The sequence below is a fragment of the Shewanella sp. genome, from assembly GCF_048265805.1.
Classification (GTDB): Bacteria; Pseudomonadota; Gammaproteobacteria; order Enterobacterales; family Shewanellaceae; genus Shewanella.
In genome coordinates, this window is sequence record NZ_JBLXAT010000036.1 from 12,153 (window position 1) to 32,633 (window position 20,481).

Consider the following 20,481-nt stretch of genomic DNA (forward strand, 5'->3'; position numbering starts at 1 on the left):
GATGAAAAAAACACTACTATGCGTGGCGTTATTGGGATTAACCGCCTGTAGCAGCACGCCAGCGCCAAACTCAACGCCACTAGCGGACAATGACGCAATCCCGCAGTGGGTGTTGTTGCCAACGTCTGATCGCGGCTTGGCTGCCAGTGCCTGTGTGCCTTGGTCTGGCAATATGGCGGTAGATAAAGCACAAGCGGTAGCCATTGCGCGCGCCAGCTTAGCGCAGCAGATCCAGTTGAAAGCACAGGTGATGGATAAGATGTACATGCGCCGCACTGATGCTGAAGGGGCGACTTCAAGCGGCGGCTCATTTGAACAAGTTAGCAAACAAATTGCTGACCAAAGCTTAGTGGGCAGTGTGCCAAAAGAGGTGGCATTTGGTCAGTTAGACAACCGCAAGCAGTTATGCGCGCTAGTCGATATGCCAGCAACCGATAAAGCATTTGATCAACTGGTACAGCAAAGCGGCCGTAAACTTGATCCTATGTCTAAGCAGGCGCTGTATGAAGAGTTCCGCGCGCAAAAAGCGCAAAAAGAGTTGGAAGCTGAGTTAGCTAACCTCGCTCAGTAACCGATCTAGTGCTCCTGCATGAACAAGCGCGGTCGCGAGTGTGACCGCGCTTGTTTTTGTGCGTCAGCTTGAGTGAAATAGCGCACTTTCGATGCAATGTGTTAACGGTTATATGACGGCATTGCGGTGATATGAGCATGCAAATTCTTCGCAGCGTTAGGCGTGCGTTTTTAGCGCATTTTGTCGTTTTGAACAAATCCGTGATCGGCCACATAACTTTTTGCGGTGACTCTTGAGAGCTCGATCACACGCTGGCATTTATTATGAAAAACATCACCGTTTGCTATACGGTAAAAGCGCGGCTTTTGTTACGCTAACTTGCTTTGTTTTAATATTAAATCAATGATTTTTAATAAATAAATTAATATTATCAAACTCATTATAAGTTACAAAAGTACCACTTAGTTTCAATGTAACCCGCCCCCACTTTCCATTTTTACCCCGTTGCTATACTCGCCTCGAAAGCTGAAGGAGGTGAGTTATCAAGGCCAACACTGGCAGCTAACTCATCAATGAAAACCCCGACCAATTGTGCATGCGGACACAGACACAACCGCTAAACCTCAAACCAATATGAGGAGCAGCGCTGGGTTTTTCTACCGGATTCTGAGAGTGGTCAGGCATAACCGATAGCCATTCCCTGATGCACTCGTGAGCAATGACTTAGTCGAGCCTTGAGGCTCGCTGGAACACCGAATTTTACATCCTGCTGGAGGGTTGATTGTGAAAACGATAACCACAGATATAGCGGTCATTGGCGCTGGCGGTGCCGGATTGCGGGCAGCAATTGCTGCCGCTGAAGCAAACCCAGAACTGAATATCGCACTGATTTCCAAAGTTTATCCAATGCGTTCTCACACTGTTGCGGCCGAAGGTGGCTCAGCAGCAGTGGTGAAAGAAGAGGACAGCCTCGACAACCACTTTAACGACACCGTTGCTGGTGGCGACTGGTTGTGTGAGCAGGACGTAGTTGAATACTTCGTTAAAAATTCTACCCGTGAAATGATCCAGATGGAGCTATGGGGCTGCCCATGGAGCCGTAAAGACAACGGCGAAGTTAACGTTCGCCGTTTCGGTGGTATGAAAATCGAACGTACTTGGTTTGCTGCAGATAAAACCGGTTTCCACATGCTGCACACCCTGTTCCAAACTTCTATGAAGTACCAAAGCATCGTGCGTTACGACGAATACTTCCTGCTGGACTTGGTCGTTGTTGAAGGCGAAGTGCAGGGCGTTATCGCAGTATCCATCGCCGAAGGTGAGCTGGTGTGCTTTAAAGCAAAATCAGTGATTTTGGCTACTGGCGGCGCGGGGCGTGTTTATCACTTCAATACCAACGGCGGTATTGTGACTGGTGACGGTATGGCCATTGCGTATCGTCACGGTGTGCCACTGCGTGATATGGAGTTTGTGCAATATCACCCAACGGGTCTGCCAGGCACCGGTATTTTGATGACAGAAGGTTGCCGCGGTGAAGGCGGTATCATGGTCAACAAGAACGGCTATCGTTACCTGCAAGACTACGGCCTCGGCCCAGAAACACCCGTTGGCCAGCCACAAAACAAATATATGGAACTGGGTCCGCGTGACAAAGTTTCGCAAGCCTTCTGGCACGAGCAACGTAAAGGCAACACCATCAAGCATCCGCTGGGTGATGTAGTGCACTTGGACTTGCGTCACTTAGGGGCTGACTACCTGCACGAACGTCTGCCATTCATCTGTGAATTGGCTAAAGCGTACGTCAACGTTGACCCAGTGAAAGAGCCAATCCCAATTCGTCCAACTGCGCACTACACCATGGGCGGTCTGGAAACTGACCAAAACACTGAAACCTGTATTAAAGGTCTGTTTGCGGTAGGTGAATGTTCATCCGTTGGTTTGCACGGTGCTAACCGTTTAGGTTCTAACTCGCTGGCTGAATTGGTGGTATTTGGTCGCCTCGCCGGTGAAACTGCCGTGCAACGCGCCGCGGAATTTAAAGGTTGGAACGCTGCCGCATTTGAAGAGCAAACCCAAGCTGCTGAAGCCCGTATTGATGCCTTGCTAGCGCAAAAAGGCACTGAAAACTGGTCTGATATCCGCACGCAAATGTGCATGAGCATGGAAGACGGCTGCGGTATCTACCGTGATGAAGCGGGCATGCAAGCCACCGTTGATAAACTGGCTGAACTGCGTGCGCGTTACAAAAACATCGAAATCACTGATAAGAGCAAAGTATTTAACACTGACTTGCTGTATGCGATTGAAGTGGGCTTTGGTCTGGATGTGGCAGAAGCGATGGCACACTCTGCGATTAACCGTAAAGAATCTCGCGGCGCGCACCAACGACTGGACGAAGGTTGCACCGAGCGTAACGACAAAGATTACCTGAAGCACTCGTTGGCAATCTACCAAGGCGACTGTGCACCAGCCATCAAATATGGCGATGTGAAAATCACTAAGTCTCAACCTAAAGCACGTCTCTACGGTGATGCTGCCAAACAACAGGAGAACGCGTAATGGATAAGTTGCAAACTGTTAACGTCCTTCGCTACGACCCAGCCAAAGATGACGAGCCGTACTTAGAAGCGTTTAAAGTGCCAGCCAATGACACTACCTCTGTGCAAGATGCGTTGGCTTACATTAAAGATAACTTGGACAAATCATTGTCTTACCGTTGGTCTTGCCGGATGGCGATCTGTGGTTCATGCGGTGTGATGGTCAACAAGGTGCCTAAGCTGGCTTGTAAGACCTTCCTGCGTGATTACCCACAAGGCATGACGCTGGAGCCATTGGACAACTTCGCTATCGAAAAAGACTTGGTGGTAGATAAAACCCCATTCTTGGATCGTTTAGAAGCGATTAAACCTTACATCATTGGTAACGATCGTAAGCCAGAAGACGGCACTAACCTGCAAACGCCAGCGCAGATGGCTAAATACAAACAGTTCGCTGGTTGTATCAACTGCGGTCTGTGTTACGCAGCATGTCCTCAATTTGGTTTGAACCCAGAGTTCATCGGCCCAGCAGCACTGACCTTGGCTCACCGTTACAACTTGGATAACCGTGACCACGGTAAGAAAGATCGTATGAAGCTGATCAACGGCGACAATGGCGCTTGGGGTTGTACCTTTGTGGGTTACTGCTCAGAAGTTTGTCCAAAACACGTTGACCCAGCCGCCGCTGTTAACCAAAGCAAAGTGGAATCTACTAAAGACTTCTTGATTGCCATGTTGAAACCTTAGGAGACACATAAGATGCAAAACCGTAAACCTTATGTCCGTCCGATTCACCGTACTTGGTGGGCTGAGACTAGCCGTTTCAGTTTCTACATGGTGCGTGAGTTGACCATCATTCCGTTGATTCTGTTCACTTTGAACCTGCTGGTGGGCTTGTACTCGCTGACATCTAGTAAAGCCGCGTGGGAAAGCTGGGTCGCATTCTCAGCCAGCCCAGTGGTGTTGGTGGTTAACCTGTTGGCGTTGGCTGGCGCGCTATATCACGCTAAGACCTTTTTCAGCATGATGCCGCAAGTCATGCCCATCAAAGTAGGTCAGAAAACGGTATCTAAAGGCATTGTGGTTGCAGTGCAATGGTTAGTGGTACTGGCGTTTTCTACTGCAGTTATGTTGTTGGTTTAATAGGAGGCCATCATGCTTAATTACTCTCCAAAACGTTCTGATGAGCCTATCTGGTGGAGCTTGTTTGGTGCCGGTGGTGTGTGGTTCGCTATCGTTACCCCGATCACTGTGTTACTGATGGGGCTGCTGCTACCACTGAATGGCTTGGGTCTGGTGGATCTGAACTACGACAAACTGCAAGCATTTGTGGGTAGCCCCGTGGGCGCGGTGTTTACTGTGCTGACCATCGCTTTACCCATGTGGCACGCTATGCACCGCGTGCACCATGGTCTGCATGATCTGAAATTCCATGTCGGTGCGGTAGGTAAATACCTGTGTTACTTCGTAGCCTTTGTATTTACCGTACTGTCAGCGATTTGGGTACTTGATCTGCTCTAATTGAGATAACTGAGTCCCTGAAGGGGTGTTTTTTCGGCCGTCAATGTTGTGGGTGAATTGGTCGGAAAACGCCCCTTTTTCTATTATGTTAGCTAAAGTTAAATCATGCCTGTGCTATGCTTGGCCTCCTGCAAACCTAGGGTGAAAGGCAACTAAATTCGATGAATGATTCCGGCTTAGTCGCACGAATTTCGGCGCTATTAACGTTTAACCGTAAACGTCCAATGAAATTAAGGCGACACTTCATTACCAGCATTTTGTTAGCCACTGCGTGGATGCTAACGCTGATGTCTTTCACGGTTTTTCACCTACTTAAAACCACCCACGATGAAAGTCTCGAACAACGCAGTTTAGAGATGGCCAGCATTATCGCTTTAGATCCGGTAGTGATTAATGCCGTGCAAGAAGCCAACCAACAGGGTGGCGTAACCATTCGGCCGTATATCGAAAGCCTGCGCGAACAAACGGAAGTCACCTTCATTGTGGTGGTGAACAAGTATGGTATTCGCCTAAGCCACCCTGACCCACATAAAGTGGGGCAAAAGTTTGTCGGTGAAGATTTACAGCCTGTGCTGGAAAAAGGCATCAAGCACAGTAACTATGCGGTGGGTTCACTCGGTAAAGCCATTCGCAGTTTCGCGCCGGTCATCGTCGATGGCAAAGTGGAAGGCGCGGTGTGTGTCGGCATCCTCAACGAAGAAGTGGCACATCTGTTCATCAAGCAACATTCTCAGTTGTTGATTGTGGTGCTGATGGTATTGCTGATGGCCATCATGCTGATTATTTCGCTGTTATCTAAGTTGAAACGCACCATGCAAGACTTAGAGCCTGAGACCGTGGTGAACCTGTTTATGGAACACCAACGCATCTTCAATGCGATTCGTGATCCGATAGTGTCATTGGATAAATCATTAAGAATCACCGCCATCAACGATATTGCGACTAAAATTATGGCGATGGGCAGCATGGCGGCGCAGGACTATATAAATCAGCCGTTGTCTCGTTTTGCCTCTGGTCTGAGTAAGATCATTGAGTCTGGTACGGGCAGCGAATATACCGGTACGGTCAAACTCGGTAAGTTCGATTATCGCGTATTTATCTATCCGTTACAGTCGGGGAGTGAGCAGCAAGGTTACGTGATTATTTTCATGTCTGACATGCAACTTAACGAACTGAAAAAAGAGCTGATTTACTATAAAAATTACGCCGAGTTATTGCGCAGCAAAACACATGAATACTCAAATAAACTCAATGTGTTAAGTGGTATGTTGCAGTTGCAGCATTACGATGATGCCATTGAGTTTATCGACCGAGAAAGCAAAGGACACCAACGTATTATTGGCAATATCGTGCGCTCGATTCAAAACAGCACCGTCGCCTCATTGTTGTTAGCTAAATACAACAAAGCAGTTGAAGCCGGAGTGAAGTATCTGCTCGATGACGACAACATGCTGCAAGATTACAGCAAGCCGATTTCTGAAAAACTGGCGACAATTTTGGCCAACTTGATCGATAACGCTATTCTGGCGGCTACGAATAACAAGCATAGTGCTGTGCCTATGGTGCAGATCTATGTGAGTGATCGCAGCCAACATGTTATCCTTGAGGTGCAAGACAGCGGGGCTGGTATTGCGCCAGACATCGCTGCACACATACTCGATTTTGGTGTCAGCAGTAAAGATGAACAGGAGCAAACTGGGGTCGGTTTGTATCTGGTAAACGAACTGGCGACGCAGTTGAACGGCAGTATCGACTGGGAACGCACCGAAGATAATACAACCCTGTTCTCCATCTACCTTGATAAAGGTGAAATCAAGCGCTATGAAGAAGAAAGTCACTACCATGATTATTGAGGATGATCCCAGAGCAAGTTATGCACTGGAATCAACCATTAACCAGCACACCGACTTCGAAGTGGTTGCCGTTAGCGAAACCTATGCTGACGCACTGATGCAGTTCGAGCTGTACAAGCCACAGTTGGTATTTGTTGATATTACCTTGCCCGATGGCAGTGGCTTAGATGTGATTCAAAAGCTGCGCCGCGATGGCGCCAATTGCTATTTTATTATGACCACTGCCGAGCGTGATGCATCCACGGTGGAGCATGCCGTGCAACTGGGCATTAGTGACTATTTGGTGAAACCGGTGCGTATGTCACGGGTGCGCCAAGCACTGGATGATTACAAAGTTTACCGCCAAAAACTGGCCTGCCATGAGACAGTAGATCAAGGCGCCATCGATTTGATCTTAGGTAAACGCAGCACCAATGCGCCGGTGCGTAAAACGCCAAAAGGCATTGATGCCACCACGCTTGAATCGCTCAAACAGATCCTCAAAGAGGAACAGCTGACCGATTTTTCGGTTGATGATATGAGTGACCGTATGAATGTGAGCCGCATTACCGTGCGCCGTTATCTAGAGTATCTAGAAACTGAAGGCGTAGTGAAAATGGTGCTCAACTATAAGACCGGTGGTCGTCCTCGTCGCTTATATCAACTGACGGATATCAGCTTGTTAGATTAAGCGCGCGGCGGCTGGTTGGCACAACGCCAGCAGATGCTAAGCAGGATTCAAAAACCCCAGCCGAAATAGCTGGGGTTTTGTTTTTCTGTGCGCCAAATTTCGATGAGTGATAGCACTTGCAGTTAGCCCACTTATTGATAACAATAGTGTGCAATATAATTGTGTAAAATGTTTTAAGGATGACCCCATGACTGCGCCGATCTACCAGATTGATGTGACGGATATTCGCGGGCAGCAGCGCTCGTTAACTGAATTCCAAGGCAAGGTATTGCTGATTGTTAACACCGCCAGCAAATGTGGCTTCACTCCGCAGTATCAGGAGTTGGAAGCGTTATATAAGACATTGCAACCCAAGGGGTTAGAGATCCTTGGTTTTCCCTGCAACCAGTTTGGTCATCAAGAGCCGGGCAGTGACAGTGACATCAGCCAGTTTTGTCAGTTGAATTATGGCGTGAGTTTTCCGATGTTTGCCAAGATTGACGTCAACGGTGCTAACACTCATCCGCTGTATAACCTGCTGAAAAAAGAAGCCAAAGGGGTGTTGGGTTCGCAAGGGATTAAGTGGAATTTCACCAAATTTTTAGTGGATAAAGAGGGCAAGGTGCAGGAGCGTTTTGCGCCGACCACTAAGCCATTGCAGTTGAAAGCGCAGATTGAGCAGTTGCTGCAGGCAAATTAAGCCAAAGTACTTGATCGCGAGAAGCCTGAGTAATAGATCGCGGCCGTCGATCTATACAGGTTTGGCGAACGTAGCACTCAGATCAACTTATTGTTGCTCAGGCGCCATTTGAAACGCTAGCTGTACCATCATATCTTGCTGCGTGGTGCCGGTGGCGGGATACTGCCACTGCGCGAACGCTTTAGTTGCTTCACTATCAAATACACCTGCTGGCTGCGAATCAATGATCCGTATGTTACTGACGTTGCCATCGGCGGTGATATCAAATTTGAAACTGACATGACCTTCAATATGCTGTTTAGCGGCATCAGTTGGGTAGTTTGGTTCCACACGGTTGATCGGGCCTGCGCTAGCACTTTGGGGATCTGCCATCACTTGTTGATTGAGTAGTACAGCACTCAGGCCACAACTCAGGGTCAACATTGCTAAGATTAAGCGTTTTCTTCCGTGCGATTTATGCTGCTGTAGTTGCATAATTCTCTCCTTTAGGGTGTTTTTGTTGCCGTAATGCGTGTTCATCACGCTTAACATCGGGTGCTGCGAATAGTGCAGCAGGGTTTCGCCGTAGCGAATACATTGCTGGCGCGACATGCTCTGGGTAGCGTCGGCGTCGCAGGCCAGTTCTTGATCATCTCGAAAGCGGCGGTATGCCATCCAAACCAGAGGATTAAACCAATGGGTGCTGAGTAGCAGCCAAGCCAAGGTGTTACTGAGTAGATCGCCACGCTGTTGGTGGCGTAGCTCATGTTCAATGACGCAGCGTTGGGCGTTAATCTCTAACTCAGCGAAATTACGCGGTACTAAAATCATTGGCTTGAACACACCACATAACATCGGCGAGCTAACCGCGGCGTGGAGTTTAATCGGCAATGGCGAGCTAAACGCTAGCAGGCAAGGTAGAGCGTTGCGCCGCAGTTGGCGCAGATAAACGCTGTGGGCAAGCAGTAGTGCCAGCATGGCGCCGACGCCAACGAGATAAGCACAACTGAGTATGCTGAAACCCAACAGCAGTTCCACATCACCTACCGCTTGCTGCATATACACTCGAAATACCGCCAGTTGCGAAGGTTTCGCGCTGTGACTCAGCCACTGTTGGCCAATTTGAATTAACCAAGATGAAGCGGGCAATAACAGCAGTGACAGCCACAACAGATAGGTATAGTGAATACCGAGCCGCTTGAGGTTGTGGCGATGCAACAGCAGCAACACGCTAGCGAGTAGGCTGATGCCAATAGTTTGCGAAATTAGCCACTGACTCATGATGGATTGTCCTTTTTCCATTGATCAATTAACTGTTGCAGCTCGTTGACGTCTTGCTCGGTCAACTTTTTCTGTTTGGCAAAGCCCGCCACTAACGGCGCAACTCGGCCACTAAATAGCCGCTGAATAAACGACTCACTCTCTTTAAGTTGATATTCGCTTTGGTTAATCAGCGGGTAGTAGGAGTAAGCGCGCCCCTGCTTATCAAAGCCGATGGCTTGTTTGTTCACTAAGCGATTCAGCAAGGTTTTTACGGTTTTATCCTGCCAATCATTGGCGCTAGCAAGTTGCTCGATAATCTCTTGTGCCGACTGCGGTGCACGTTGCCACAGTAAGTTCAAAATCGTCAGCTCAGCGTTGCTTATCTCTTTCATGTGATCTCTGCGCTTATTAATGATTACGGTTGTAATTTTTAAATTAAGATTACACTTGTAATCATTTGCGTCAAGCAACAATGTGCAAAAAATAGCGGTTATATGTTAGAAGATGCCGATTTATTAAACTAATTACTTGTTTTTATGGTGGTTGTTGCGGTTTTTCGTTATGAACTTTATTGGTAATGAACGAGTCGCAAGCGCCGCTATTGGCGTCACAGTGATGATGCGGCATCATGTTGCGGCGCTAACTCGCTTATTGCGTAAGCGACAGACGAAACACGTTAAACAGCAGGGTAAGGACCAACCACAATGACACGTACGGACGCAAGTGAGGTGGCGGCATGGCTGCAACAACTGGTTGATTTATTAGAAGGTGAGCCTAATTGGCAACGTCAATTTCGCCAAGCCTTAGGGCAATATCAACGTGGTAATCATTCGGCTGCCGCTAAGACGATTAACTCGACTGCTGGTAGTATGGGCAGTGCCAACGATGTGGCACTCGCGGCGACACCGCAGCTCAATATGGCTGAGCGAAACCAGCAATATCACCATGTCTTAGCGCAGCTGTATCAGTGGAGTTCGCAGCAAGGTTAAGTTGCTACTGAGAGCCGCTTGGTCTTAGGCGGTTGGTGTCAGCGCGCTAACATCAGCGGTCGGTAGTTGCTCAAAGCCGGGTTTGGCAAATAAGTAGCCCTGCATTAGGTCAACGCCAGCCGCTTGTAACCACTGCACTTCAGCAGCAGTTTCAATCCCCTCAGCCAGTACGCTGCAACTGAGTTCATGCAGCATGGCGATGGTGTGGCGCACAATGATTTGGCGGGCAGGGGACTGATCAATATCTTTAATCAGTGTCATGTCGAGTTTGATGATGTCCGTCTGCAAGTCGGCTAATAGCTCTAGGCCGGAGTAACCTGAGCCAAAATCATCAATGGCGGTGCGAAATCCCAGTTCTTTATAGCAATTGATGATCGATTTCAGGTGGCTTGAATCGGTAATTCGCTCGTTTTCAGTAAACTCAAACATGATCAGCTTCACCGGAAATTGGCAGCGCTCAGCGGTTTTGAGGGTGGTGCGAATACAGCGATCAGCTTGATAAACCGCGTTAGGCATAAAGTTGATACTGAGCATTTTATCAAGTTTGAGCTTGCTGGCCCATTCAATGGCTGTCACACGACATTGTTGGTCAAAGCGATACAGCTGGTCATCGGATACTTGACTGAGAATCTGACCGGCACCTTCGCCGTTAATGCCGCGTACGAGTGCTTCATAGCCGAATACCTCTAACGTTTTGGCATCAATGATGGGTTGAAAGGCCATGCTAATCGCAAAGGGCAACGCATGATGTTCGCGGCATTGGGCGCAAGCTGGTGTGGAAATATCCGTCATAGATGCTCACATTATGTGGAGATTTGATCGTCACTATAAGGTATTTCAAGTGCGATTATATAGTTAAGCGCACAAAAAGTAGCGATGACAGCCCGATTGGCACTGGTTAGCTGCTTGCCAGTATATCTCTATTAGTTGATGCGTTTTTTGCTTCACAGATCGCATTTATATTGCTGAGTCAATGATGTGTTTTTAGTAATCTCTGCCAAACTGTATATAAACTAATCAACAACTAACACCGTTTGGGGTTAGTCAACGGAATATAGTTTGATTAGATTGTATACAATCTCGGAGGGCTGAGCGTGCGTCAAAATAATTCTGATACCCAACCAGTTGCAAAAATTCAAACAGCAGAAACAGTGTCGACTAAAGCTAAAATAGCCACCAAAGCGCAGGTTGATCATGAGCATGCCGAAGACGGTGACATGGCAGTGGTCGAGAAAGAGACAGATAGTAAAGCCGTTGCGGAGTCAGATGATCTACTCAGTGACTATGACTTTTACTTCACCCAACCTGATATTTCACAGATCCTCGAAAATTTAAAAAAATTCCACGCGCAGATTTCTCCGCAACTTGAGAACAGCGCCGATAAATCTCCTGGTTTGCGGGCGTTTCCATCAATTTGTTTGATTGGTCTTGGCCGTTGTGGCTCCAACATCGCGACCGATGTTGCTTTGTTGGTGCATGATGCGCGTAACTTTTATCTCAATGAGTTTCTTAAAAAAGAAGAACTAAATACCAAGAAAGTGAACAAGCCATCAAAGCCGTCAGGTGGTTGGTTGCAGCGTGGTTTAAAACTGCATAGTTCAGGTACGAAGCCCGTATTTTTGATTGAGCCATTGGTCATGCTCGGCGATCTCGATAAAGATATCGAAGGGCGCGTACGTTACTCCTCTAACGGCCGTGGTCGCTTATTGGAGGAATACCATAAGCTGAAGATTATGAACTTCAGTGAAGTGCATGCCGGTGGTGCCGGTAATGCGCCAATCCTTGGTCAATATCTGGCGAAGATCATTCTTAATAAAGATACAGAGCACTTCAGTAACCCTGACTGGCCATATATTCACTCCTATTTAGTGGACTCATGTGGCATTCGTGCGAACCAGTCACGGCTGTATTTTTATATCTTTAGTGCGGGCGGTGGTACAGGTTCGGGTATGGCGTCTGAGTTTGGTTTGGCGCAGCAACACTCTTATATTCGCAAAACCTTTGATATACGTCCCGAAAGCGATCTGGATGGTCAGAATCAATCTTTTGTATTTGAACCGATTTTTACCAGCGGGTTCTGTATCTTACCGACCATTTCGGCGCATCTAGATATGTCAGAAGCGTTGCATATCAATGCGGGACGTTTGCTGTGTAAGTATCTGGCAGAAGAGTGGAATTTTTCTTATAACCCAGAGAATGACAACGATGATACTTATGATGTCGCTAAACGCATTAGGCCATGGAATGCCATGATGCTGATCTCCAACGACATTATGAGTTATGCCGAGCAAAGCAATGATGACACCAGTCGCTACATTGATGTTAACTCGATGGAAAAATACGCCAACCAGTATATTAGCCAGCAGATTTTTAATATTCTCAGTGCCCAGGCGGTGACCTCTGATTATGACGAGAATTATTTCCGTCGTGCTGGTATCAATATTGGTGAAACGATCCGTCTAGATGCCAACGATCTGTTCATGAGCTTGGCGGGGCCAGTCGCCACTGCGTATGCCGAGTCGGTGGTGCCTGATAATGCGGGCGTGGTTGATCTAGTGCGGCGCAATGATCAAGGCAAATCAGGCTTGGATATTGACGATCTTTTTTGCCGCTCCATCGATTTGCCGCACTTTAATGCTAAAACTCAAGCCATTGAAGGTATTAGTCTGCTGCCAGTCGCTGCTCAGCAATATCGCACTGCTTTAGGTAAATATCGTGAGTCAGGCTTTGATGCCGAATATCTAAAAAGCCTTTGTTTCTTTAATAGTTGCTCATCTGTGGTGTGTATTGTGTCACTACCCAAAGACTATAAGCTGTCATATGTAGATCTCAATAAACTCAAAACCCACTTAAATAACCTGTTCCCTAATACCACGTTAAAACGCTATGCGTTGGTGGTGGGAGCTTCAGCGAATTTATCGTTAACTACTTTAATTGCTAAAAGCCCATGCATGAGTGATGACTTTTTAACCTTGGTGGTCGCTTATATTAAACGTTGTTTCGCCAAAAAAGATTACTGCTATAGCGACAATCTTGAAGAGACAATATTGGACTGTATTCGCTCGCCAGAGTTTGATGAATCACGTATTGATGAAATGCTAGAGGAGTTTGAAAATCCATCGAAAATTCTCGATACTAATTGGCATGCTATTAAGCCAATGTACGAAAAAAAATACCGCGAACTGATCCGTGATAGCCACAAGTTTACCTCAATTAATGACATTCGCTTAAGCCGTGAATCGGTGAAAAATGCGATTAAGTATCTGCGGGAGATCTACCGTCATCGCGTCAGCAAAACCAAAATGGTGAGCCTTAATAGCTACAGCAACGATAAGTAAACACTGCTGTCATCGCCTCAATGCCGACACAGCGCCGGCCTTGAGGTGCTGTAACACTAGCTGTAAATATTCGCGCTTGGTGGCGTTGCTGCCCGGCACCTTGGGAAGGGCAAAACAGCTATCAATATCTTCGCAAGTGAGCGTCTCTTCTATGGCGCGGATGATGCGTTGTTGCAGCTCATTATCGAACTCATGCACAAACTTGTGGTACACGTTATAGGCGTAGTCATTGCGGCGCACATCATCTAAATCTCGCAGATGATACAGGGCATAGATAACGGCATTGAGTTCCGGTTTTGGGGCCATTGAATGTTACGCTCTAGGGGCTGTTTATCTTTGCTGATTGTTTTTGCAGCAGGCAGCGCGTGATTTAGGCAAGGCAGGTGATGTGCCGTGTAGTTATTCTCCACAAACAGCGCCTAACGCTGAATAAATTGCGCGCTGTCGCTGCCCGAAGGGTTCATTTAAACGCACTCTGAATTTTATTGTGCCCAGCTTGCTTAGTTGACTAAGCGTCGCTGGTCTCGCCTCGTTCATAATGCGTTTATTTTGAACAAAAATTAAACACTAAAGATAAACAGACCCTAGCAGGCTGAGGACGACAGCATTCTATAAAAGGTGTTGCTGTATCACAACGACATTGGCTGGTATAGCGCCGCAAAGCCAGTAACCGTTTGCGGCGTTTATCACTGAAGCTTAACACTCAATCGCCATTTTTATGACATTTTATGTCTTTTGGCGAGAGTTATGCTAAGCTTGGCGCCCACCAGTAAGTGCACTCTGCCGCTCAGGTCAAGCATAGGGATAATGCCACCCAGCAGCGACGAACATCCACCGGCAGTTCCGCGCTATTGATTGATTCTAGAGATTACCGCAACGGCGTGATGACGCCTTGTGTGATTAAAAAGCTCACATGGAGTACGTATGCTTTTTACCCCTTTCTCAACACTTATTTCGTTAATTCGTGGTGGCAATGTCAGCTCGCTATCCACCATGCTTTCCTTTGAGAAAAATTACCATGCGACCGATGAAGACGGCCGTGGGCTGCTGTATTACGCCATCCATCACACGCAAGCTGAGATTGCGGCCATGTTGTTGGAAGCCGGTGTTGACCCTACCTCTGGTGCTGAGCGACCCGGTCAGCCAGTGATGGAACATGTGGTTGCCAGCTTATCGCGGCGGCTACTGCGGCTGTTTTTGGCACATGGTGAGACATTGCCTAAGTACATTGATGGCCTACCTGTGCTGCATTACGTGTTGCAGTTTAAAAATGTGCGGCGAGATTATCTGCAAGCCCTATTAGCGTTCGGCGTAGATATTAATGCAATCGACGAACGCAATACCGGCTTAACACCATTGGCATTTTATATTGGCAACGATGACGTGATGCCTCAGCCTAGAATGGTGCGCACGCTGATTGAACTGGGCGCCGATGTTAACTTAGGCAATAAACAAACCGATACGCCGCTGTGCCAAATGTTGAGCAATCCACTGTTGGCTGATAGCCACTCTATGGATGAGCCTCGGCGGGTTGCCATTCCGTTTATTTTGCAAGCGCTGCTTGATACTGGTGAGTTACAGGTCCGTGAACCTGAGAGCCCAGCAGAGGGCTTTGACTCTGTACCCACTATCGCCTTAAAAAATAAGCGCTTTAGTACCTTTCTCACCTTGCTAGATTTGGAAGTCAACATTCCTAAGTTTGAACTGCCAGATCTCCTGCCGTTTTTCACTTTTGCTAACTTTCCTTCGGAAGCGATGCGTAACCAATTATTGAGCTTGAACCAACAGCAGCAGCTTGGCTTACCGATTGGGATTTTGTTTTATCCGCAAGCGGAATACTTAACGGTGATTGACCAGCAGCCTGATGAGGCAGAGTTACTGAACTCATACTTCACTGAGCTGGTACCATCGTCCAATATCAACTTGCCTTACAAATTACGCTGTTTGGAGCGACTATTGGCGAAAGGCGTCGATATCAACGTTACTTGCCGTTGGTATGAGCGCGAACTTACGAGTTTGCAGGTACTGATTTGTGGCTACGAGCAGATAGAGCACGCTGATGCGTTGATCTCATGGCTATTGGAGCATGGCGCAGCGCTTGAAAGTCATGGTCATTCCGCCTTTTTGTTTGCGATTTGGTATCAACGTATTGCTTTAGCATCGATGCTGGCCGATCGCGGTGCGGATCTGTTTTATCAAGAGCAAGATAAATCAACGTTATTCACCAAGCTGTTTACCCGCAATTTCGACGGCAACAAATACTCCGCCGAAGCGCTTACTGATACCTTGCCGAAGTTAAACCGCTTGTACCAAAGCCACGGTGTCGAGTTGCCGTTAGATACGCCGTTCTATTACAACATGTCGCGCAACGACAGCCTGACCGATTGCCGCACCTTGGCGCATCTGTTGGTGAATATCAATGGCGACTATGTGTTTATGATGTTGGCTCGCGCGCTGCTGCAAGTGGGCTGGGACATTAACAAACGGGTCAAACCCGACAGTGTCGGCAACCTGATCACCTATTGGTGTCTCAACGCCAACGAAGGCGATGATATTAGCCCGCTACTGGAGCAACTCCCTCAGTTAGATGTAGAAAGTGACGAAGCTGGGCCGCTGTTACGCCACGCCATCAGTAATAAAGTCGCCTTGCCGACCATGCGTTGTTTACTGGCGCGTTGCACTGACGTCAATCGCCCGTATAAACGTTATCCGACCGACGAGAAAATCATCTCCGAAACGCTGCCGTTACTGCAGATGGTGCTCGATTGGCACAACGGTGACAGCGCCATGGCGTTAACCTCATTGCTGTTAGAAATGGGCGCAGATCCGAACATTACCTTGCAGCGCGAATTGGTGCCGGGGGCGGGCGATGCTGACTTGTTCCGTTGGGAATTGAGCGCATTGGAGACAGCGACACGCGGCGATAATCTGGATGTGGTCGAGCTGTTACTGGATAACGGTGCTGATCCGCATCAGCCTATCAGTGGTAATGGTGAACACTACGTCCACTTTTTGATGAACAGCCGCAGCGGATTAAGCCAAGAGCGGGTGTTGGAATATCTGCAACTGCTGCAGCGCAAAGGCATGCTAGATGTCACCGAGCGTAATGAAGCCACTCAAGCGACGCCGTTGGTGTTTGCCTCGATTAACTCACGCTTGCTGTGGATGCGCTATCTGCTCGACCTTGGCGCCGACCCCAGTGCCAGCGGGGGTTGGCCACCACAAAGCTGTTTACATAAGGTAACTGGCTATGAAACTACTGAGCCGCAGCGGCGTTTAACCGCAGTGAAAATGCTGTTAGATGCGGGCGCGGATATCAATGCCGTTGATGAAGATGGCGATACACCACTGCATATTGCGGCCGCCTTAGGCGAAAACTTGGTAGTGGCAGAGTTACTTGGTCGCGGTGCCAACGTTGACAACTATAACGAGCAGGGTAACACGCCACTTATTCGTGCGTTGATGAATAATCGCGCCGTAGAGATCGAGATAGATAGCGAACTGCCGGAAGCAGAGCAACGGGCACTGCAAGCCGCCGAGAAAATGAAAACGCTCAACTTGCTGCTGACTGGCGGTGCGAATATCAATCTCGCCAGTCAAAAAGAGGGATTCACGCCACTGATGTTGGCACTGTATCGGCCACAATTGGCATTAGTGCCACACTTAATCAAGCTCGGCGCTTCGCTGGCGACCCAAGGCGAGGGACCGTCATTGATCTGGTTTGCGCTGCGTTATACCGGCCATGAAGCACAGCAGCTATTGCTGCAATATCTCAATCTTGAAGAGGTTGCCAACACCGTTGAAACCGATGGCGATAACTTGCTGCATGCGGTCGCACAACATGCGGACTTCGAGCTGGCCAGCAGTTGGTTTACGCTGTTGCAACAGCAGTTTAAGGTACCATATCAACCCAATAGCTGGGGCATAACCCCACTGCATCTGGCCGCCTATCAAGGCAATGTTGCTATCGTCAAAGCGGCATTAAGCCAAGGACATGATATTAACGCCAGCGATGAACGCGGCAACACGCCGCTGCATTTTGCCACCTTCTTCCGTGGCGATGAGCAGCACTATGAAGACTGCGTGAAACCGCTGATCATGACACTAGTGCTGGGCGGCGCCGATCCGCTGGCACTCAACGAACAAGGCCAATCACCGCTGGACGTCGCCAAAGAGCGGGAGATGGCCGATTGTGTCGGTATGATGCAACTCGCCGCCGCCCGTGGACCAGTGAATTAACCCATGAGCATCTTTTAAAACGAAAACAGGCCTGCAAAAGCAGGCCTATTTTTAGATAAAAATATCTCTTCGAATTGTACACAAGTGATGCTGTAAACCTCGAACGCATAACGCCCGATGGCAAAAAGTCTCTCGGCCACTGGAAAAATGGCGAATTTGCTGACGCGCTTTGTCTGCTTTGGTAACAACCCTCACCAGCATTCCAAGGCTAAAAAAAGCCCCATCTTCGAAGGGCGGAGCTTTGGATTCAATGCGGGTAAGCCCGGCCATCCAGCATTGGTAACAACCCTCACCAGCATTTCAGTTTTCAACCAAATCAACCTCTTTGTACTTTCGTCCTTCTTCATACCCATACCAATCCGATGGCAAGCTTGTTATAGCTTTAATATCCATAAATGTAGTCGGTGCTAATAGCGTGGTTTTATCCTTTCCGAAAAACATTAGGGCCGTTGGATATTGCCAGAGTATTCTGGAACTCCCGCATTTAATAACTGAATTACCATCTCTAACGGATATCTTCCCAATCCCGATTGCAGGCCCTGTACTTAATTTTTCTTTTTTCACAGACTTAAAGCCAACAAAATTTTCATGGGTCAATTTTGATTTTGAAATCTCTATTTCAGCTTCAAAGGATTCTTCACCAGAATTAAATGTAGTTGGTTCTCTGGAATCATTTTCTCGTTTGTAGGATACAAATTTTACAGCACATAACTCATTTTCACTTTTTATGACAATAACTCTGTAAAGAGGCATATCTATCCATGAAAATCCAACTAATGCTTTTTTATCTATCACCTTTATGACTTCGTCTATTTCTGGTCGTACCACCCCATCTATAGAATAATCATTTGGGTTTGCGCTGTAGTATCCTCTTTGAGGTAATTCGTTCTGCCCTCCAGCACATGACGAGGTACAGAAAAGAAGTGCTAAAACATTTGCTGAATACCAAAAACTCTTAGTTATAGATAACATTGTCCCTTCTCCTCAATTCGTCTTGAATCGTTCCTCTCGGACACGCGATACCGCATCGGTCATCAGGGCTTTCTGTAACACCAGCTCGCCCAGAACTCGCCCCACTTTGGCTACTGCCGCTACCACTGTTATTTTGCTTCCCTGTTAGAGTCTCTTTTGTTGCAGAGTATGAATTTGACACTGCCGAAAATGAGGGAAATATATCAGAAAATAGATGTTTGATTGTTCCCCAAAAACCTAACTCTTTAAATCCCCCCGGCCAGAAAGCAAAGTCTGAATGCCCACCAGCAAACTGATCTTGAATTGCATGTGCTGCAAGTCCTAAATCTCCATCAGCCAAGGCCCCATTAATGAGTTGTGCATGTAATAGCCGAGCTTCTCCGGGACTAGAGTTAGGACATTCCATAGCGTGTCGGGCGCATGCACTAGGAGAACTTCCTTGAGATCCTGCTTCCCAATCAGCCTGCATAGCTCGATAAGCGATTGATAGGCTCTCTCTGAAGCTATGACCTGAAGACCATGCAGCAAAGAATGTAATTCCACCGTGCCAAGGCACTGCAAACTCTCCGTTAGGGTCTACATATTTATATGGGTTATTGTTGGCATACGCATAGCGGTTGAAGGACATTACTCCTGATGATCCAACCGGATCATTCGAATAAAACCGCCCGATAACTGGATCATAGTATCGTGCCTGCATATAGGTCAAACCGGTATCCGTATCGAATCGCTTTCCAGTAAACCACTGATCATTTAGAGGAACCGTCGTGTTTTTTAGCTTTTCCCCAAAAGGCGTGTATTGTTCAGAAGTAAAAACTCTATTCGAATCAGATGTACCAATAACCGACCCCAAAGTATCAAAGTGTATATATCTGGATACGCCATTCTTTTCACTGGTCACTAATTTAGTGCCAAGGTAAACTTTCTTGACAGGAATACCATCATCTTCGACTAACCAAAGCAGACTTTCATTGTCACCATTTATTTCAATAGTGGTAATGCCATTAGTTGTAACCTTTACTCTGCGCCCCAAAGCATCATATTCATAGGTACTGGAGACGTTACCATTTGAAGACGAAAGCATTTGCCCTGCATCGTTAAAATTGAAGCTATGCTTGCCATTGTTTGTAACATTACCATATACATCGTAGCTAAAGTTGTAATCGGTTCCTGAAATGCTGATAAGTTGGTTGCTGGTATCATAGTCATAAATATTGGCCGCACCATTAGCCGTTTTACTGGTGATATTACCCGTTTTATCATATCCAAAGGATCGTGTGCCCCCCCAAGCCGAGGAATAAGCACTCAGTAATCGTTCGGCATTATCATAAGAGATGTTACTGATAGTGTAGGAACTATTAACACTATCAATTATAGACGTAACATTGCTTTCCGCATCATAGGTATATGTTTTTTTTATCAAATAGCTTGAACCATTCTTGCCCCATATACTTGCCACTCGCATTTTACTGCTGTCTGTATTGAGTGAGTATGTCAAACCATTTTCGTAGGCGAAGCTATTTAAAGCTCCTGTTGGATGGTGCAAAACATTCGTTATGTAATCTGAAGCCTCTGTTGGTTCTTTAAATGCATTTGGTGCGTAGTTTACGACTGAATTATCAGGGTAAGTAATGCTGTTTAAACCGCCATTTCCTGAGTATGTATACCCGAAATTATAGCCTATACTGTCTACCACAGTTGAACGGCCAATTACTCGTCCAAGCTTGTCATAGGTGTATGAGATATCTCCGACACCATTAACTGCCGTGAGTAATTCACCAGTTGGCTTATAGGTGTAACTAATGTCTTTTGTCGTGCCAGGGTAGTTAGCTAATGTTCTACGATTTAGTGCATTGATCTGATCCGATACTTTTGGACATCTCGCTAAGTGAGTAAACTCGCTTATTGAGGTGAAGTATGTCAACAAAGA

Annotated in this window: 17 protein-coding genes; 11 read left to right on the top strand and 6 right to left on the bottom strand. The window is 47.2% G+C overall.

The genetic code is table 11. The annotated features are described in order from the left end of the window. The first annotated feature begins 1 nt into the window (after nt 1). From ACN0TT_RS18210 to ACN0TT_RS18245, 8 genes are all read left to right on the top strand, one after another. Entirely contained in the window at nt 2-571 is a 570-nt protein-coding gene (locus ACN0TT_RS18210; RefSeq protein WP_417763568.1) for a hypothetical protein, read from the top strand. Between the two features lie 723 nt (nt 572-1,294). Beyond that, nucleotides 1,295-3,070: a fumarate reductase (quinol) flavoprotein subunit gene (gene frdA / locus ACN0TT_RS18215; protein WP_417763569.1), complete on the top strand. Its 1,776-nt coding sequence runs from the start codon at nt 1,295-1,297 to the stop codon at nt 3,068-3,070. Continuing rightward, a complete protein-coding gene (locus ACN0TT_RS18220; RefSeq protein WP_417763570.1) occupies nt 3,070-3,795 on the top strand; it encodes a succinate dehydrogenase/fumarate reductase iron-sulfur subunit in 726 nt (241 codons plus the stop codon). The genes frdA and ACN0TT_RS18220 overlap by 1 nt, the downstream gene beginning before the upstream one ends. Before the next feature lie 12 nt (nt 3,796-3,807). Beyond that, nucleotides 3,808-4,191: a fumarate reductase subunit FrdC gene (gene frdC, locus ACN0TT_RS18225; RefSeq protein ID WP_417763571.1), complete on the top strand. Its 384-nt coding sequence runs from the start codon at nt 3,808-3,810 to the stop codon at nt 4,189-4,191. A gap of 12 nt (nt 4,192-4,203) precedes the next feature. Next, nucleotides 4,204-4,569, top strand: a complete 366-nt coding sequence (gene frdD, locus ACN0TT_RS18230; protein WP_417763572.1) for a fumarate reductase subunit FrdD — start codon at nt 4,204-4,206, stop codon at nt 4,567-4,569. 161 nt (nt 4,570-4,730) lie between these two features. Then, the gene (locus tag ACN0TT_RS18235) at nt 4,731-6,422 is read left to right on the top strand and encodes an ATP-binding protein (protein WP_417763573.1); all 1,692 of its coding nucleotides are present in this window, start codon (nt 4,731-4,733) and stop codon (nt 6,420-6,422) included. Beyond that, nucleotides 6,391-7,092, top strand: a complete 702-nt coding sequence (locus ACN0TT_RS18240) for a response regulator (RefSeq protein WP_417763574.1) — start codon at nt 6,391-6,393, stop codon at nt 7,090-7,092. The genes ACN0TT_RS18235 and ACN0TT_RS18240 overlap by 32 nt, the downstream gene beginning before the upstream one ends. Nucleotides 7,093-7,279: 187 nt before the next feature. After that, nucleotides 7,280-7,771, top strand: a complete 492-nt coding sequence (locus ACN0TT_RS18245; RefSeq protein ID WP_417763575.1) for a glutathione peroxidase — start codon at nt 7,280-7,282, stop codon at nt 7,769-7,771. A gap of 87 nt (nt 7,772-7,858) precedes the next feature. Here the strand turns inward: ACN0TT_RS18245 and ACN0TT_RS18250 are convergent, their stop codons facing one another. Further along, complete coding sequence (locus ACN0TT_RS18250) at nt 7,859-9,031, bottom strand: M56 family metallopeptidase (RefSeq protein ID WP_417763576.1); 1,173 nt, start codon at nt 9,029-9,031, stop codon at nt 7,859-7,861. Next, nucleotides 9,028-9,405, bottom strand: a complete 378-nt coding sequence (locus ACN0TT_RS18255; RefSeq protein ID WP_417763577.1) for a BlaI/MecI/CopY family transcriptional regulator — start codon at nt 9,403-9,405, stop codon at nt 9,028-9,030. Before ACN0TT_RS18255 ends, ACN0TT_RS18250 begins: the two co-directional genes overlap by 4 nt. A 312-nt stretch (nt 9,406-9,717) precedes the next feature. On the opposite strand from ACN0TT_RS18255, the gene ACN0TT_RS18260 reads away from it, so the two are divergent. Continuing rightward, nucleotides 9,718-10,002, top strand: a complete 285-nt coding sequence (locus ACN0TT_RS18260) for a hypothetical protein (protein ID WP_417763578.1) — start codon at nt 9,718-9,720, stop codon at nt 10,000-10,002. A gap of 24 nt (nt 10,003-10,026) precedes the next feature. Here ACN0TT_RS18260 and ACN0TT_RS18265 read toward each other — a convergent pair whose 3' ends face one another. Further along, a complete protein-coding gene (locus ACN0TT_RS18265) occupies nt 10,027-10,794 on the bottom strand; it encodes an EAL domain-containing protein (protein ID WP_417763579.1) in 768 nt (255 codons plus the stop codon). Between the two features lie 302 nt (nt 10,795-11,096). Between ACN0TT_RS18265 and ACN0TT_RS18270 the strand changes: the two genes are divergently transcribed. Continuing rightward, nucleotides 11,097-13,340 (top strand): hypothetical protein, encoded by a 2,244-nt coding sequence (locus ACN0TT_RS18270; RefSeq protein ID WP_417763580.1) that lies wholly within the window; start codon nt 11,097-11,099, stop codon nt 13,338-13,340. Nucleotides 13,341-13,349: 9 nt separating this feature from the next. Here ACN0TT_RS18270 and ACN0TT_RS18275 read toward each other — a convergent pair whose 3' ends face one another. After that, nucleotides 13,350-13,646 carry a hypothetical protein gene (locus tag ACN0TT_RS18275; RefSeq protein ID WP_417763581.1) on the bottom strand — a complete coding sequence of 99 codons (297 nt, stop codon included), beginning with the start codon at nt 13,644-13,646 and terminating at the stop codon, nt 13,350-13,352. Between the two features lie 618 nt (nt 13,647-14,264). On the opposite strand from ACN0TT_RS18275, the gene ACN0TT_RS18280 reads away from it, so the two are divergent. Further along, on the top strand, nt 14,265-17,579 hold the full coding sequence (locus tag ACN0TT_RS18280) for an ankyrin repeat domain-containing protein (protein WP_417763582.1): 3,315 nt from the start codon (nt 14,265-14,267) through the stop codon (nt 17,577-17,579). A 300-nt stretch (nt 17,580-17,879) separates the two neighbouring features. Here ACN0TT_RS18280 and ACN0TT_RS18285 read toward each other — a convergent pair whose 3' ends face one another. Further along, nucleotides 17,880-18,551 (bottom strand): hypothetical protein, encoded by a 672-nt coding sequence (locus ACN0TT_RS18285; RefSeq protein WP_417763583.1) that lies wholly within the window; start codon nt 18,549-18,551, stop codon nt 17,880-17,882. Beyond that, a partial coding sequence (locus ACN0TT_RS18290) for an RHS repeat domain-containing protein (RefSeq protein WP_417763584.1) occupies nt 18,535-20,481 on the bottom strand: 1,947 nt, incomplete at its 5' end. The genes ACN0TT_RS18290 and ACN0TT_RS18285, both read right to left, overlap by 17 nt.

Coding starts and splice junctions, on each gene's coding strand:
- ACN0TT_RS18210 (WP_417763568.1), top strand. CDS start 2: ATGAAAAAAACACTACTATGCGTGGCGTTATTGGGATTAACCGCCTGT.
- ACN0TT_RS18220 (WP_417763570.1), top strand. CDS start 3,070: ATGGATAAGTTGCAAACTGTTAACGTCCTTCGCTACGACCCAGCCAAA.
- frdC (WP_417763571.1), top strand. CDS start 3,808: ATGCAAAACCGTAAACCTTATGTCCGTCCGATTCACCGTACTTGGTGG.
- frdD (WP_417763572.1), top strand. CDS start 4,204: ATGCTTAATTACTCTCCAAAACGTTCTGATGAGCCTATCTGGTGGAGC.
- ACN0TT_RS18235 (WP_417763573.1), top strand. CDS start 4,731: ATGAATGATTCCGGCTTAGTCGCACGAATTTCGGCGCTATTAACGTTT.
- ACN0TT_RS18240 (WP_417763574.1), top strand. CDS start 6,391: ATGAAGAAGAAAGTCACTACCATGATTATTGAGGATGATCCCAGAGCA.
- ACN0TT_RS18245 (WP_417763575.1), top strand. CDS start 7,280: ATGACTGCGCCGATCTACCAGATTGATGTGACGGATATTCGCGGGCAG.
- ACN0TT_RS18250 (WP_417763576.1), bottom strand. CDS start 9,031: ATGAGTCAGTGGCTAATTTCGCAAACTATTGGCATCAGCCTACTCGCT.
- ACN0TT_RS18255 (WP_417763577.1), bottom strand. CDS start 9,405: ATGAAAGAGATAAGCAACGCTGAGCTGACGATTTTGAACTTACTGTGG.
- ACN0TT_RS18260 (WP_417763578.1), top strand. CDS start 9,718: ATGACACGTACGGACGCAAGTGAGGTGGCGGCATGGCTGCAACAACTG.
- ACN0TT_RS18265 (WP_417763579.1), bottom strand. CDS start 10,794: ATGACGGATATTTCCACACCAGCTTGCGCCCAATGCCGCGAACATCAT.
- ACN0TT_RS18275 (WP_417763581.1), bottom strand. CDS start 13,646: ATGGCCCCAAAACCGGAACTCAATGCCGTTATCTATGCCCTGTATCAT.
- ACN0TT_RS18280 (WP_417763582.1), top strand. CDS start 14,265: ATGCTTTTTACCCCTTTCTCAACACTTATTTCGTTAATTCGTGGTGGC.
- ACN0TT_RS18285 (WP_417763583.1), bottom strand. CDS start 18,551: ATGTTATCTATAACTAAGAGTTTTTGGTATTCAGCAAATGTTTTAGCA.